At 72.3% G+C, this 15,757-nt stretch carries 10 protein-coding genes; 4 read left to right on the top strand and 6 right to left on the bottom strand.

Going from position 1 to position 15,757, the window contains the following annotated elements; all coding sequences use genetic code 11:
* The first annotated feature begins 120 nt into the window (after nt 1-120).
* Both DEJ12_RS09980 and DEJ12_RS09975 read left to right on the top strand, forming a co-directional pair.
* The gene (locus DEJ12_RS09980; protein ID WP_111029891.1) at nt 121-1,935 is read left to right on the top strand and encodes a thiamine pyrophosphate-requiring protein; all 1,815 of its coding nucleotides are present in this window, start codon (nt 121-123) and stop codon (nt 1,933-1,935) included.
* Between the two features lie 101 nt (nt 1,936-2,036).
* Nucleotides 2,037-4,421 carry a bifunctional UDP-sugar hydrolase/5'-nucleotidase gene (locus DEJ12_RS09975; RefSeq protein WP_111029890.1) on the top strand — a complete coding sequence of 795 codons (2,385 nt, stop codon included), beginning with the start codon at nt 2,037-2,039 and terminating at the stop codon, nt 4,419-4,421.
* Between the two features lie 334 nt (nt 4,422-4,755).
* Here DEJ12_RS09975 and efeB read toward each other — a convergent pair whose 3' ends face one another.
* From efeB to efeU, 3 genes are read right to left on the bottom strand one after another with little or no spacing between them, the layout of a single operon-like run.
* On the bottom strand, nt 4,756-6,060 hold the full coding sequence (efeB, locus tag DEJ12_RS09970) for an iron uptake transporter deferrochelatase/peroxidase subunit (RefSeq protein ID WP_111029889.1): 1,305 nt from the start codon (nt 6,058-6,060) through the stop codon (nt 4,756-4,758).
* Nucleotides 6,057-7,274: an iron uptake system protein EfeO gene (gene efeO, locus DEJ12_RS09965; RefSeq protein ID WP_111029888.1), complete on the bottom strand. Its 1,218-nt coding sequence runs from the start codon at nt 7,272-7,274 to the stop codon at nt 6,057-6,059. Before efeO ends, efeB begins: the two co-directional genes overlap by 4 nt.
* Nucleotides 7,261-8,871, bottom strand: coding sequence for an iron uptake transporter permease EfeU (efeU, locus tag DEJ12_RS09960; protein ID WP_111029887.1), 1,611 nt, complete (start codon nt 8,869-8,871; stop codon nt 7,261-7,263). The genes efeO and efeU overlap by 14 nt, the downstream gene beginning before the upstream one ends.
* 69 nt (nt 8,872-8,940) lie before the next feature.
* On the opposite strand from efeU, the gene DEJ12_RS09955 reads away from it, so the two are divergent.
* On the top strand, nt 8,941-9,702 hold the full coding sequence (locus DEJ12_RS09955) for a trimeric intracellular cation channel family protein (protein ID WP_071406483.1): 762 nt from the start codon (nt 8,941-8,943) through the stop codon (nt 9,700-9,702).
* A 247-nt stretch (nt 9,703-9,949) separates the two neighbouring features.
* Nucleotides 9,950-10,552: a TetR/AcrR family transcriptional regulator gene (locus DEJ12_RS09950; RefSeq protein WP_111029886.1), complete on the top strand. Its 603-nt coding sequence runs from the start codon at nt 9,950-9,952 to the stop codon at nt 10,550-10,552.
* Between the two features lie 478 nt (nt 10,553-11,030).
* On the opposite strand, the gene DEJ12_RS09945 is transcribed toward DEJ12_RS09950, so the two are convergent.
* From DEJ12_RS09945 to DEJ12_RS09935, 3 genes are all read right to left on the bottom strand, one after another.
* Entirely contained in the window at nt 11,031-13,382 is a 2,352-nt protein-coding gene (locus tag DEJ12_RS09945; RefSeq protein ID WP_146245559.1) for a DUF3488 and transglutaminase-like domain-containing protein, read from the bottom strand.
* A 5-nt stretch (nt 13,383-13,387) separates the two neighbouring features.
* Nucleotides 13,388-14,629, bottom strand: a complete 1,242-nt coding sequence (locus DEJ12_RS09940) for a DUF58 domain-containing protein (RefSeq protein ID WP_181433057.1) — start codon at nt 14,627-14,629, stop codon at nt 13,388-13,390.
* Nucleotides 14,630-14,718: 89 nt separating this feature from the next.
* On the bottom strand, nt 14,719-15,723 hold the full coding sequence (locus DEJ12_RS09935) for a MoxR family ATPase (RefSeq protein WP_071406487.1): 1,005 nt from the start codon (nt 15,721-15,723) through the stop codon (nt 14,719-14,721).
* Nucleotides 15,724-15,757: the final 34 nt, after the last annotated feature.

The raw sequence follows: 15,757 nt of genomic DNA, 5'->3' as shown, positions 1-15,757 counted from the left end.
AGCTAGCACAGGCGCCCTGGCCTGGAGGCCCGGATCACGTGACCGACGTCGGTCACGTGATCCGGGCCTCCAGACCGGTGCCTGTGAACGGACCCGTGCGCGCCCGCGCACGCTGGTGCCATGAGCACGACCGTGAGCGACTTCGTCATCGACCGCATCAAGGCATGGGGGGTCTCCCGCGTGTTCGGGTACCCCGGCGACGGGATCGGCGCCTTCGACGGCGCGCTCGGCAAGGCGGCCTCGAAGGGCGACGGCCTGGAGTACGTCCGCCCCACGCACGAGGAGATCGCGGCGCTGATGGCGACCGCGCACGCGAAGTTCACCGGCGAGGTCGGGGTCTGCGTCGCGACGTCGAGTCCCGGCGCCTTCCACCTGCTGAACGGGCTGTACGACGCGCAGATGGACAACCAGCCGGTGGTGGCGATCGTCGGCCAGCAGGGGCTCGCGGCGATGGGGTCGTTCACGCAGCAGGAGTCGAACCTGGAGCGCGTGTTCGCCGACGTCGCCTGCTACGTGCAGACGGTGGCCACGCCCGAAGCCGTCGGCGTGGTGCTCGACACCGCGTTCCGCACGGCGTCGCTCCGCAAGCAGCCGGCCGTCGTCGTGCTGCCCCACGACGTGCAGGCGATGGCGTACGACGCTCCGCCGCTCGAGCACTGGGCCTCGCGGTCGAGCGACGTCCCCGCGTCGACCCGGATCACGCCGCCCGCCGACGAGGTGCGGAAGATGGCGGAGATCATCAACGCCGGGTCGAAGGTGACGTTCCTGGTCGGTGCGGGCGCGCGCGGTGCGACGGCCCAGGTGCTCGCAGCGGCCGAGAAGGCGGGTGCGGGGATCATCACGGCACTCCGCGGCAAGGACGTGATCCCGTCCGACGTGCCCTACCACTCGCAGCAGCTCGGGCTGCTCGGGTCGCTGCCGTCGCTGCACCAGATCCGCGACTGCGACACCCTCGTGCTGCTCGGCACGAACTACCCGTACGGCGAGTACATGCCGAAGACGGGGCAGGCCCGGGGCATCCAGGTCGACATCAAGCCTGAGCAGCTCGGCCTGCGGTACCCGACCGAGCTGAACCTGTGGGGCGACGTCGGCTCGACGCTCGACGCGGTGCTCCCGCTGCTCGAGCAGAAGACCGACAAGTCCTTCCAGCAGACCGTCGCCGACGAGATGCGCGAGTGGGAGTCGGAGATGCGTGCGCAGTCCGAGGTCGCCTACGACGACGGCGTGAACCCGCGCCGGGTGATCCAGGCCGTGAACGACCGGCTGCCCGACGGCGTCACGGTCACCGCGGACGCCGGCACGACGGCCGACTGGTACGGCCACCACATCCGGCTGCGCGAGGGCATGCGCGGCGACATGTCCGGCCGCCTCGCGACGATGCTCGCAGCCATGCCGTACGCGGTGACGGCGAAGTTCGCGTTCCCGGACCGTCCGGCGGTGTGCACGATCGGCGACGGTGCATTCCAGATGCTCGGCATGAACGAGCTGATCACCGTGAAGAAGTACCTGGCGGCCTGGCCGAACCAGCAGCTCGTCATCGTGGTCATGCACAACGACGACCTCGGCCAGGTGTCGTGGGAGATGCGCACCGAGGACGGCAACCCGATGTGGCGCGGTTCGCAGGACGTCGAGTCGATCGACTACGCCGGGTACGCGACGCTGCTCGGGTTCCAGGGCATCGCGGTGCACGAGGACTCCGAGGTCGAGGCGGCGGTCGAGCGCGCGTTCGCGCACCAGGGGGTGACCCTGATCGACGCGTACGTCAGCCGGAGCGTCCCGCCGTTGCCCCCGCACATCACGAAGGAGTACGCGATCAACACGGCGAAGAGCCTGCTGAAGGGTGACCCGGTCGAGTTCGACGTCGTGAAGGACTCCGCCAAGGCGATGGCGACCGAGGTCACCGAGCGGGTGAAGGGCGCCCTCGGCCGCGACTGAACCGGGTCGGGCGGGCGGAGGGGACGGCCGTGTGAACGTCGTGTGACGAGTTGCGCAGGGGTCTGGCGAGTCGCCTGTGCGTCTTCGTAGGTTCGACGGCGATGAACACTTCCCACACCACCGGAACCGCCGGTGCGACGACCCGACGACGCCTCGGCGCCGGCGCGGCCCTCGCCACCGCCGGGGTCCTGGTCGCACTGTCCGTCCCGTCCGCAGCCGTCGCCGCCGAGGGCGACACGACGATCGACATCATCGACGTCAACGACTTCCACGGTCGCATCGAGTCCGAGGGCACCGCCGCCGACAAGGCCGCCGGCGCCGCGAAGCTCGCCGGCGTCGTGCAGTCGTACCGCGAGGCCAACCCGAACACGATCTTCGCCAGCGTCGGCGACAACGTGGGCGCCTCGACCTTCACCTCGCTCATCCAGCAGGACTCCCCCACGATCGACGCCCTGAACGCCATGGACCTCGACGTCAGCGCGATCGGCAACCACGAGCTCGACAAGGGCCAGGACGACCTGACCGGCCGCATCGAGGACCGCGCCGACTGGCCGTACGTCTCGGCGAACATCGTCACGGCCGGCACCACCGACCCCGCCTTCACGCCGTACTCCATCGTGGAGAAGGGCGGCGTCAAGGTCGGCTTCATCGGTGCCACCACCGAGGACCTCATCCCCGGGCTCGTCAGCCCCGGCGGCGTCGAGGGCCTCGCGATGGCCCCGATCGTCAGCCAGGTCAACCGGTACGCCGAGCAGCTCACCGACGGCAAGGACGACAACGGCGAGGCCGACGTGCTCGTCCTCCTCGTGCACGAGGGCGCCACCACGAGCGCGCTCTCCGACGCCACGGGCACCGGCGCGTTCGGCAAGATCACCTCGGGCGTCTCGTCGAAGGTCTCGGCCATCGTGTCGGCGCACACCCACGCGACGTACAACCACTCCATCGCGGGCCCCGACGGCACGAAGCGTCCGGTGATCCAGGCCGGGTCCTACGGGGTGAACCTCGGACACCTGCAGCTCACCGTGGACGCCGACAAGCAGCTCACCGGCATCACGTCCTCGGTCACCTCCGTCAACGAGGACAAGCGTGTCCCCGCCGACACCACCTCGGTCAACGCCGTGAGCGACATCGTGACCGCCGCGAAGGCCGTCGCCGACGTCAAGGGCGGCGAGAAGCTCGGCGAGATCACGGGTGACCTGCGTCGCGCCGTGCAGTCCGACCGCAAGGCCGAGAACCGCGGCGGCGAGTCCGTCCTGGGCAATTACATCGCCGAGGTCCAGCGCAGCGCCACCGAGCGGAACGGCTCGCAGGTCGCCTTCATGAACCCGGGCGGCCTCCGCACCGACATGGTCTACGCGTCCAGCGGCGCCGGCGACCCGGACGGCACCGTCACCTACAAGGAGGCCGCGCTCGTCCAGCCGTTCGCCAACACCCTGGTGACGAAGGACATGACCGGCCAGCAGATCAAGAACGCCCTCGAGCAGCAGTGGCAGCCGGACGGCCTCGAGCGTCCGTTCCTGAAGCTCGGCGTCTCGGACGGCTTCTCGTACACCTACGACCCGTCGAAGGGTCGCGGCGAGCGCATCACCGGCATGACCCTCGACGGCAAGGCGATCGCGCTGACCGACACCCTCAAGGTGACCGTCAACTCGTTCCTGTCGACCGGTGGCGACAACTTCGCCGCCTTCGCGACCGGCACGAACGTCGCCGACTCCGGCCAGGTCGACCTGCAGGCCCAGGTGGACTACTTCCTCGCCAACCCGAAGGTCACGCCCCTGAAGGACCAGCGCGCCGTCGGTGTCACGGTCACGCCGACCCCGGCCGGTGGCTTCCAGCCCGGTGACGAGATCGAGCTCGACCTGTCGTCGCTCGTGTTCAGCAGCGAGGACCCCGAGAAGGCCGGCACCGTCTCGGTCACCGCGGACGGCAAGGAGCTCGCAACGTCGGCGATCGACCCGACGATCACCGACAAGAACGACGAGCAGGGTCGCGCGACCCTGACGGTCACGGTCCCCGAGATCGAGGCGCCGGCCGCACGCGCTTCCGCCCGCACCGCCGGTTCCGTCTCGCTCGCCGCGGTGGCCGAGCCGGTCGCCACGACGGACGCGCCGCTCGTCGTCACCCTGCCGGGTGGCCAGACAGTCACCCTCGCCGTGACGATCCCGGTCGCCGCAGCGGTCGACCCGACCGACCCGACGGACCCGACCGACCCCACGGACCCGGTCGACCCGACCCCGGCTCCGACCCCGAACCCGGGTGGCGGGGTCATCCCCGGCCCCGGCGCGGGTGACGGTGACGACGCCGGCATCGGTGGCGTCGGCGGGACCGACGACGACCCGCGCGCCGGTGGCGACCTCGCCTACACGGGTGCGGACCTGACCGCTCCGGCGATCACGGCGGGCCTGCTCCTGCTCGCCGGGATCACGGCACTCGTGGTCCTCCGCCGCAACCGCGCACGACGTGCCGCGACGGTCCTGACGGACTGACCCCGAGCCTGCGGGCACACACGCGAACGGGCCGTCTCACCCTGGTGAGGCGGCCCGTTCGCGTCGGTCAGGAGGCCCGGAGCACGTCCGGCGCACACCTCGCGCGACCCGGCGGTCACGGTTGCTGTCCCATCCCGGTCGATCACTGCGGATCCGCGGATCCGCGGGGTACTCTCGGGGTTGTCGCACCGCGACGCGTCGTGCCGGGTCGCTTTCAGCAAGTCGACGGTGGTTCCGTTCGGCGAGACTCCGCGACGCGGGCGTCCTCCGCCTCCAGGGAAACGGCGGAGGGCGCCCACCCCTTCGGGTCAGCGCCTCAGGTCAGCGACTCAGCTCATCGGAAGAGCTGCTCGCCGATGTACGACCCCTTGCGCGGTGCCGGCGGCACGGCGAACACCGCGGAGCCGATGTGCGAGACGTACTCGTTCAGCCGGTCCGAGGCGCCGAGCTTCCGCTGCAGCCGCGTGAAGTGGTCCGGGTCGTTTACGTAGGCGATGAACAGCAGCCCGGCGTCGAGCTGGCCGTACTCGTTGAGCCCGTCGGTGTAGTTGTACGGCCGGCGCAGGATCTTCACGCCGCCGTTGGCCTCGTGCGCGGCGAGGGCGATGTGCGACGTCGCGTCGATCTTCGTCGCACCGTCGTCGTCCTTGGCGTGGAAGTCCGGGGTGGTGTGCTCCTGCCCGCCGGAGAGCGGTGCGCCCTGGATCTTCGTCCGCCCGAACACCCGCTGCTGGTCGCTGACGACGTCCGCGTCCCAGGTCTCGATGTTCATGCGGATCTTCCGCACCACCTGGTAGCTGCCGCCGGCCATCCACCCGGCGTCGCGGTCGAGCCAGACGAAGCGGTCGTGGTCGGCGTCGGTCGTGATGTTCCGGGTGCCGTCCTTGAACCCCATCAGGTTGCGGGGCGTGCTCTGGTGCGGCCCGGCCGATGCCCGGCCGAAGCCGAGCACGGTCCAGCGGACGGTCGCGGTGCCGCGGGCCATCCGTGCCAGGTCGCGCACGGCGTGGTACGCCACCTGGGGGTCGTCGGCGCAGGCCTGCAGGGACAGGTCCCCGCCGGTCAGGCCCTCCTGCAGGTTGTCGCTCGGCAGCGTCGGGATGTCGGCGAGCGAGGCCGGACGGCGGTCGGCGAGCCCGAAGCGCTCGTCGAAGACGCCGGGGCCCAGGCCCACCGTGACGGTCAGGGACGCCGGCCCGAGGTCGAGCGCCTCGCCGGTGTCGGCTCCGACCCCGTTGCCGTGCGCGGGTTCGACGCTGCCGACGGTCTTGCCGGCCTGCAGCTGGGCGATCGCGGCCGACCAGCGGGCGAGGAGCACCTGCAGCTCGGTCGTGACGGTCGTCGACAGGTCGAACGTCATGTAGACGCAGTACCGCTGCGGGGTGGTGCGGATCCCGCCCTGCGGCTGCCGGGCCGCGGTGGCGTAGAACGGCTGGCTCTGCGACAGGTCGATCGACTCGTCGCCGTTCGTCGCCGCCGTGAACGGGTTCACGCCGGTCGCCGCGGTGGCGCCGCCGATGCCCGCAGCCGCGCCGACCCCGGCGCCGGCCACGGCCAGGCCGGCGCCGAACAGCCCGCGGCGGGAGACGTTCGCCCGCGGTGCCTCGTCCGCGCGGGGTGCCTCGTCCGGCTCGGTCACGCGGTCGCGACCTTCTCGGCCAGGCGGGACAGCGGGTCCTGCAGCGCCTGGATCTGCTGCGAGATCGTGTTCGCGTCGGACTTCTTGGTGGCGGCGTCCCACGTGGCGAAGCCGCCCAGGTCGTCGGCGTCGCGGTAGCCGTCCATCAGCGTGTTCGTGGCGTCGAACTGCTTCGCGATCTGCTTCGTCAGGGTCGGGTCGAGCTTGGTCAGCCCCGGCTTGAGGTACGCGAAGGCCTGACGGGCACCTTCGACGTTGGCAGCGAGGTCGACGAGGTCGATGTGGCTGTACGCCTCTTCCTCGCCGGTGATCTTGTTCGACTGCACCTCTTCGAGCAGACCCGCGGCACCGTTCGCCAGGTCCTCCGGCTTGTAGTCGAGCGTCGGCACGAGCTTCGCGAGCAGCTGCACGTCCTCGGTCAGGTCCGCGGCGGTCTGCTTCGTCGACGCGGTGATCTTCCCGGCCTGGAACAGGTCCTTCTCGACGGCGTGGAACCCGCTCCAGCCGACGGCGGGGTCGAGGTTCGAGGCACGCATGTCGATCAGGTAGTCGAGGTTGCCGGCGTTGTCGGTGGCCTTGAAGCCCTTCTTGACGAAGCCGTCGACGTCGCTCTCGACGTGCTCGTAGAACGGACGGGCGTTCGCGTAGTCGGTCTTCGCCGCGTCGAGGTCGCCGGCGTCGATGTGCTCCTGCATCTGTTCGACCGCGGCGACCATGTCGGTCACCTGGCCGTCGACGTAGGTCGCGTAGCCCTTCGTCCCGTCGCGGAGCAGGGTCGAGGCACTGCTGTTCGCGGTCGACGCGGCCTTGCCGGTGACGGTGACGTCCGTCAGCTCGGTCTCGGCACCGGGGCAGTACACCTGGTATTTCCCGCCGGTCAGCGTGGCGGTGAAGCGGACGGCGTCGAGGCCGGGCGCCAGGTTCTCCTTCTCGCCGAGGATCCGCTGGTCCTGCAGCAGCTCGACCTCGGTGATCGCGGTCGACGACTCGTTCTTCACCGTGAAGGTGACGGGGCCCGCGGGGACCTTCGTCGAGGACACCGCGCAGGCGTCCTGCCCGTCGTTGGTGAGCGTGATGGTGACGCGGGAGACCTTCGCGTCGCCGGAGCCGTCGGCTCCGGTGGACCCGCCGGCGCACCCGGTGAGTGCGAGGGCGGTGACGGCGCCGAGGGCGCCCAGGGTGATCAGGGGTCGGACGGGCTTACCGAAGGACATGGTCGGTGCTCCTTGCAGGGTCCGCGGCCGGAGGGCCACGAGCGGGGACGGGTTCGGGGGTGGGGATGGTGGGGAGTCGCCGGCGACGGCGGTCACGGAGGGCCAGCAGCGCCTGCGCGGCGGCCGCGATGCCGAGGGCGATCGGCAGCCAGGCCTTCCAGAGCAGCAGGTCGGCTGATCGCGAGTCCGCTGCGGCCACCGCGGCGGCCGACCGCTCGACGCGGGCATCGGGGACGGACCAGACGGTGCGGTCCAGGGTCGTGGTGCGCGCGGACGGGAGGCCCCCACCGCTCAGCGTCAGCACCTCGCGTTCGTCGCGGGTCGCGTCCAGGACCCCACCGCGGACGGTCCACAGGGTCACCGTGTCGCGCACGGCCCAGCGCGCCGCGAAGGGGCCGGGGTTCGTCGACGGGGAGACCCCGACGGGCAGGCGGCCGAACAGGGTGACGAGGTCGTCGAGCGTCAGCGTCGACGGACGGTCGGCACCGCTCCCCTGCTCAGTGTTTCCGTCCTGCACGACGCGCCACCGGTCGGCGGTCACGCCCGAGCGGGTGACGCGGCGGTGGGCCGACGTCGGCAGGGTGAGTCGGGCCTCCTGGCCGGTTCCGGTGCCGGCCACGCGGAGGACGCCGGACGCACCGTCGACGCTGGCCGAGACGGAGCTGGCGTCGCCGCTGACCGCGGTGGTGCGGGGCAGGTCGACCCCGCCCGTCGGTACGGCGATCGCGAGTGCCGCTGCCGCCACGGCGAGTGCGCCGGCGACGACGGCGCGCACCCGGGGCACGCGGTCCGGCGAGGGACGCCAGGCGCGCGGCCAGAGCGTCAGGGCCAGTACGGGGACGACGTAGAGGACCCAGCCGAGCACCTCGATGACCCGCGGGTCCGGCGGGATGCCGAGCACGCCGGTGACCAGGGCGCCCTGCACCGAACCGTTCGGGGCGAGCCACGACAGGTCGACGGTGCGCTGCTGGCCGATGACGATCCAGCCGGCCTCGTGCGCGCGGCGGAGGACGGTCAGCACCAGGCCGCCCGCGACGAAGACCAGGAAGACCCCGGTGCCGGTGAAGAACCGCGACAGGTTGAGGCGGACGCCACCGGTGTAGATGCCGAAGCCGACGACGACCGCGGCCGCGATGCCGATCACGGCACCGAGGGCGGCGAGGCCGGTGTCCGACGACGCCTGGAACGTGGCGAGGAGGAACACCGAGGTCTCGAAGCCCTCCTTCAGGACGGCGAGGAACGCCATGCCGGCGAGGGCCCACGCAGTGCCGCGGCCGAGCGCTGCGGTCGCACTGGCCTCGAGGTCGGCGGTCAGGGTGCGCGCGTGCGTGCGCATCCAGACGATCATGCCCGTGACGAAGACGACGGCGACGATGCCGATGACCGCCTCCATGCCCTCCTGCTGGGCCTGCGGCAGCGCCTGCTCGACGGCCTGCAGCCCGAAGCCGACGGCGATGCTGAGCAGCACCGCGAGCCCGACGCCCGACCACATCGGGGCGAGCGGGACGCGGTTGCGACGCAGGAACGCGGCGATGATGCCGACGATGAGCGTGGCTTCGAGGCCTTCACGGAGACCGATGACGAGAGTGGCGAGCATGACGAAGGTGAGGCTAACCTAACCGTCGAACGGCCCGCCAGTCGTGCGACGTGATGTTTGATGGTTCTCATGAACCTGCTGTCCGTCGACGGCCTGGCGTCGGTCACGAACGTGCTCGACCTCGCCGGGGTCTTCGCGTCCGCCCTGCTCGGCGGCTCCATCGCCCGCGCGATGGACTTCGACCTGTTCGGGTTCCTGGTCGTCGGGTTCGTCTCCGGACTCGGCGGCGGGATGCTCCGCGACACCCTGCTGCAGAACGGACCACCCGTCGCGCTCGTCGACCCGCTGTACGTGCCGGTCGCCGTCGCCGGGGCACTCATCGCGTTCCTCGTGTCGTTCTCCGAGCTCACCTGGGACCGGCTGTTCACCGTGCTCGACGCCGCCGTGATCGGGTTCTGGGCCGTGGTCGGCGTGCAGCGCACCTACGACGCCGGGCTCGACTGGCCCGCCGCGATCATCATGGGGACCATCACCGCGGTCGGCGGCGGGGCCATGCGCGACCTGCTCCTGCGGCGGGTGCCGGCGGTGTTCGGCGGGAACGCGCTGTACGCCACCGTGGCCGTCGCCGCGTCGGCCGTGATGGTGATCGCCTCGGCACTCGGGTCGCCGTCGCTCGGCATCCTGCTCGCGATCACCCTGTCGCTCGGGCTGCGCTGGGGAGCGGTCCGGCGGGGCTGGGGGCTGCCGAACGGCCGCGACTGGCAGCCGAAGTCGACCCTCGGTTCGCTGCTCCGGCGGGGTCGGAGCCTGCGGCCGGACGCGCTCCGGTTGCTCCGCCGCCCGGGCCGTCGGACCGGTGCCGGCAGTGTCCGAGAAGAGCACGAGGACTGAGGGGCTGTCCTCCGCGGCCCCGCGACGCTACGATCAGTACCGCCGGGTATCGTCCTGGCAGTTCTGCCGGGGATGGTCCCGGTGAACGCTGTCCGCACAGCACCGACGCGACCCGAACGCGCCGGTTCCGAGCAGACGTGGGGATGGGGGCTTCGCTGATGCCGCGCGGGATCAGACGCGCGGCGCGGCAGGTCTCCACCACGATGCTCTCCCCGACGACCACCACCACAGGTCGGAGCAGCAACCGATGAGCGACGACGCTTCCCCCACCCAACGCATTCCGCGCGCCGAGGTCCGGGAACGCCTGCTCGCCGCCGGAGCCGCGGTCTTCGCCGAACAGGGTGTGTACGGCGCACGGCTCGACGACGTCGCCGCGCGCGCGGGGTTCAGCAAGGGTGCGGTCTACTCGAACTTCTCGTCCAAGGAAGACCTGCTCGCCCAGGTCATGCAGCGGTCCACGAACGTCGTGCTCGGCTCACTGCAGGAACTCGTGCACGCGGACATCGCCGCGGTCGACGTCGGGGACGTCCTGCGCGCCGCGTTCGGGCAGAACGACCAGAGCGAGCAGTTCGCGCTGCTCTCGGCGTTCCGCGGGTACGCGGTGCGGCACCCGGAGCTGCTGCCCGAGTTCATCCGGCAGCGCCGGATCCTGCAGGACGGGGTGCTCGAGCTGGTGCGGCTGTGGCTCGGTGCCCACCCCGAGGTCGAGGTCGGCATGACCCCGGAGGAGTTCGCGACCGTGCTCATCGGGGCGAACGTCGGCCTGGTGTTCGACGCGCCGGCGCTGCCCGGGGTCGATCCGGGCGAGCTCGTCGCGACCCTGGTCGAGGCGGTCATCCGCCGGCGCTGACGCGGGGTGCCGCGCTCGGCGGCGCGGGCGCGGGCGGCGTGCGGCGGCAGCGGCGGGGCTTCGCACCGTGCGAGGTTCGCGACCCCGTGCCCGCACGACCGCCCCGTGCCCGCCCACAGCCCCGCACCAAACCACCAACCACGCACCACCCGACCAACCCCGCACCGTGCAGCACCCGCCGAGCCATCGCCCGACGGAGCCCGCACCGTGCGAGGTTCGCGACCCCGTGCCCGCTCGACCGCCCCGTGCCCGCCTACAGCCCCGCACCGAACCACCAACCACGCACCACCCGACGAACCCCGCACCGTGCAACACCCGCCGAGCCATCGCCCAGCAGAGCCCGCACCGTGCGAGGTTCACGACCCCGTGCCCGCTCGACCGCCCGGTGCCCGCCTACAGCCCCGCACCGAGCCACCAACCACGCACCACCCGACGAACCCCGCACCGTGCAGCACCCGACAGCCGGCACGCGCCCGCGTCAGGCCGTGCGACGATCGCGACGGCGGGGCTTCGGCCCGTCGTGGGACCAGGCGGACGACGGCAGCAGACTCGGCGGCAACAGGCGCGACCGCACGACGCGCACCGTGGGGACCGAGGCGTCGAGCGCCTCCCGAGCGTCACGGACGTGACGCTCCAACGCCGCCGTGTCCACCGATGCGGCCCCGTCGGCGGCGAAGCGCTCGCGATCGACCGCATCGACCGCGGCCTCCAGGTGCGGCACGACCGACTCCGGCAACCCGGGACGCAGGCGTCCGAGCACGGCTCGGGCGGTCCGGGCCACGGCGGCGGCAACACCCGGCGGCGCGAGGCCCGGGGCGTACCCGTGGTCGGCGACGTCGTCGAGCAACTCGCGCCACGCCTGCACGGCGGGTGAGCGCCCGGCAGCGATCGCCGACAGCCTCGACCTGCGGCGAACCGCACGCACGAGGCCCGGGGCGACGAGGACCGCGAGCACGAGCAGCAGGCCCACGAGCAGCCCGACCGGTCCTCCGCCGCCGCCGGTGCCGGACGCACCCGTGGCACCCGGAACCGGGGACGCCGACGGGGTCGGTGACGCTGATTCGTCCGCCGGGGTGGTCTGCTCGGGCGCCGGCAGCGGGGTCTCCGGTGCCGCTGCGGTCGGCGAGGCCGAGGGCTCCTCGGACGGTGCGGCCTCGTCGGAGTCGGGCGTCGGCTCGAAGGCGACCCACCCGGCGCCCTGGATGTACAGCTCCGGCCAGGAGTGCAGCTGCCGGTTCGACACCGAGTACTCGCCGTCGGGCTGCGGCGACCCGGCCCGGTACCCGACCGCGATGCGCGAGGGGATGCCGAGCGTGCGGGCCATCACGGCCATCGCGGACGAGAAGTGCACGCAGTACCCGTCGCGGACCTTCAGGAACGTCGAGACGACGTCCATGCTGTCGCCGTCGTAGCCCTGCTCGACGGGGGCCGTCTCGGAGTACGTGAACAGGTCGCTGCGGAACCACTGCTCGAGTGCCCGCGCCCGCCCGTAGTCGTCGGTCGCGGCTGCTGCGACGCGGGTCGCGGTGGTCGAGATGTTGGCGGGCAGGTCGTCGGGCAGGGCGAGGTCGGTGCGCAGCTGCTCACGGCTGGGCTCCCGGAAGCCACGGCCGTCGGAGCGGGCGAGCACCCCCGAGGCGGCGACCGCGTCGAGGTAGTCGTTAGCGAACGTCGAGGCCCCGTAGACCTCGTACATCGCGCCGCGGGCGGTCGCGGCTCCGGTCGACCGGACGGTGCTCGAGTTCCCCATCCACCGCCACTGCGACAGGTCGAGGTTGGTGGACTGCGACTCGATCGACACCGCACCCGACGGCACCGGCAGGTAGGTGCTGGACAGCCCGGTGATCCGGACCGTGACGTCGCCACGGCTCGCCAGGCGCGGGTTGACGCCCTCGGCCCACTGCTGCTCGTCGGCAGTGTCGGCCTCGGCCGCGTTCGTCACGGTCGGCACCCAGTCCCCCGTGCCGAACTCGTCCAGGTCGGCGAGCTTGAGGTACTCGGGCTGCCCGTCGGACGAGCGGTACCGGAACACCTCGAGCTCGCTCGGACGGCGCAGGTCGTTGCCGAGTTCGAGCAGGGTGCCGGGCCGTCCGGGCTGGATCGGCGACTGGATCGCACCGGTCACGCCGGACAACCAGCTGGCGTTGAGCGGCACGATCGTCGGCAGCCCGATGGCGACGACGAGCCCGATCGCCCCGACGACCGCGGCCGGCAGTGCCCGCTGCACCGGACGCACGGACAGCCAGAGCAGGGCGAGGAACGCCACCGCCGTGGTGATGACGAGCGGGGTGCCGGCGGGCTGCCCGGTGATGACACCCGGCACGATCAGGATGACGAGGGCCGGAGCCGCGGCGAGCGACGGGATCCGCGCGATGGCGGCGAGGAACAGCGAGACCGCCGCCACCCAGCCGATCGACGCGGTGACGACGAGCCGGATCGCGTCGGTCTGCGGCAGTGGTGCGGGGTTCAGGCGGATCGCGGCGAGCGTCTCCCCGAGGGCCCCGTCGGCGTCGAGCCACCCGAGCGGTTGGATGTCGTTCACCAGGGCGGCGGCGCACGAGCAGGCGATGACCGTGCCGACCAGGACGACGAAGCGGATGCCGGGCGTCTGGCGGCGCACGGCGAGCATCACGGCGACGAGCACGGCGACGACGACGACACCCGATGCCCACCAGGCGATGCCCTGCACGAGCGGCCGGATGGCGAGGGCGGCGAGGAGCACGGGCACCGGCGCGAGGGCCACGACCCAGGCGCTCGGGACGTCACGCAGGTCGTCGTCGCGGTCGAGGATCTCGCGCACGTCGGCACGGCCACGCGCCGGTGCGCTCACCCCGGTCACCGTGCGGCCCCGGACGGCGTCGCGCCGACGACCGGTACCACGAGGGTCCGCCAGCCGCCGCGGTCGAGGATGCCCCGCACGGCCGGGTCCGGCGGCACGATCGTCGCCAGGATGCCGCGGCTCGAACCGCTGGTCGCGCTGACGAGCTCGGCGGCTTCCTCCGCGGTGCAGGTGCCCGTCACGACGGCGGTCATGCCGTGCACGTCGCGGCCGCGGACCTCGGGCAGGACGTCGGTGACTTCGCGGGCGTCGGAGCGGAGCCGGACGTCGGCGAGCCCGACGAGCACGTCGGTGAGCCCACCGACGTCGCCCGCGTGCCGGGTCGCGCCTTCGGGACCGTCGAACACGAGCACGACACGGGAGGTCCGGGCTGCGAGCGCGCGGGCGACACTGGCGGCCACCACGACGGCGTGCTCGAAGGCCTGGTCGCCGCCCAGGTCGGAGAGCTCGGCGAGGTCCTCTCGGCCGAGCCGCTGGTAGGACTCACGCCGGACGTCGAGGGCGATCACGGCCTCGGGCGGCTGGGCCTGGGTGGTCTGGCGGACGTGCAGTTCACCGCGCCGAGCGCTCTGGGCCCAGTGCACCCGGCGGATCGGGTCACCCGGTCGGTACGGGCGGAGTTCGCTGTCGTCGGCCGAGCCACCCTGTCCGACCCGGCCCTCGTCGGCCGAGACCGCACCGGCGAGCGCCCCGGCGTCGATCGCCCCGAGGGGGGCCGAGGCGGGGACGACGACGACCTCCTCAGCAGGGACGACGGGACGGTCGATGCGGAGCAGGCCGAACGGGTCCTCGACCCGGATCGTCACGGGGCCGACCAGCGAGCGGCCACGGTGCATCGCGAGTGCCTCGACGTCGAGCACTGCCGGCGGCAGGTTCGGCCCGACCTCGGCGTAGGTCTCCGCCTCGGCCAGGCTGGCGAAGGCGTCCTCGAGCTGTTCGCGCACGAGCAGCGTCGCCCGCGGGCCGATCGGCAGGCTGGTGCTGCCGAGGGTGATGCGTTCCCGGTAGACCTCGCCCACCTGCACGATCGCCCGTACGGTGCTGCGGCTGCCGCGGAGCGGGGTGGCGACGACGAACGCCATCCCGATGCCGAGCACGACCAGCACGAGCAGCAGCAGGCCTGCCGTGACGGCCACGCTCGTGGTGCCGACCAGACCGCCGCCGACCAGGCCGATGCCGACGGCGATGACCGTCCAGCCCCGGATCGTCGGGCGCGGGAACGGGGTGCGTCGGGCCAACGACAGCCCCCGGCGGCCGAATCGCGCCGCCGTGGACCGCGCGGCACCGACACGTCGCAGCAGCGACGGCGGTGCCGATGGACCGGCCATCAGGAGCGGACGGGGGTGGCCGTGAACGGGATGGCGGTGTCGGAGACGATGCGGACGACGATCTCGCGCACGGTGTCCTCGCCGGTGCCGCCGAGCCCACGGGCGACCGGCACGAGCCGGTGCGCGAGCACGATCGGGGCGAGCGTCGCGACGTCGTCGGGGGTGACGAACGGGCGGCCGAGCAGAGCGGCGTGCGCACGGGCCGCCTGCGCCAGGTGCAGCGTCGCGCGGGGGCTCGCACCGAGCACGAGGTCGGGGTGGGTGCGCGTCGACCGGACGATCGCGATGATGTACGCCTCGACGTCGGGGGCGATGTGCACCCCGGCGACGGTCTCGATGATCGCCCGCAGCGTGGTGACGTCGACGATCGGCCGCAGGCGCGACAGCGGGTCGCTGCCGCCGCGGTTCGCGAGCATCTGCCGTTCGGCGTCGACGCTCGGATAGCCCATCGCGATGCGGGCCATGAAGCGGTCGCGCTGCGCCTCGGGCAACGGGTACGTGCCCTCCATGTCGATCGGGTTCTGCGTCGCGACGATCATGAACGGGCGGTCGAGCGGGCGCGTCACTCCGTCGACGGTGACCTGCGACTCCGCCATCGCCTCGAGCAGGGCGGACTGGGTCTTCGGGCTGGTGCGGTTGATCTCGTCGCCGATGACCACGTTCGCGAACACCGGGCCGGGCGAGAACCGGAAGGTGCCGGACGACTGGTCGAAGATGTTCACGCCCGTGACGTCGGACGGCAGCATGTCCGAGGTGAACTGGATGCGGTTCACCGACCCACCGACCGAGGCGCCGAGCGCCTTGGCGAGCACGGTCTTGCCGACGCCGGGGACGTCCTCGACGAGCAGGTGCCCCTCGGCGAGCATCACCGTCAGGGCCGTGCGGATGGCTTCCGCCTTGCCGTCGATCACCGTGGCGACGGAGGCCACGATGTCGTCGCCCACCGCCCGCACGTGTTCGAGCGGGAAGGCGGGGTGGGTCGGCTCCGGCACGCAGGGCTCCATCGTCGGGGACAGGTGTCGTGCATGCTACATCGGG

The organism is Curtobacterium sp. MCLR17_059 (genome assembly GCF_003234665.1).
Classification (GTDB): domain Bacteria; phylum Actinomycetota; class Actinomycetes; order Actinomycetales; family Microbacteriaceae; genus Curtobacterium; species Curtobacterium flaccumfaciens.
This window is presented reverse-complemented; position numbering and strand designations above follow the sequence as displayed.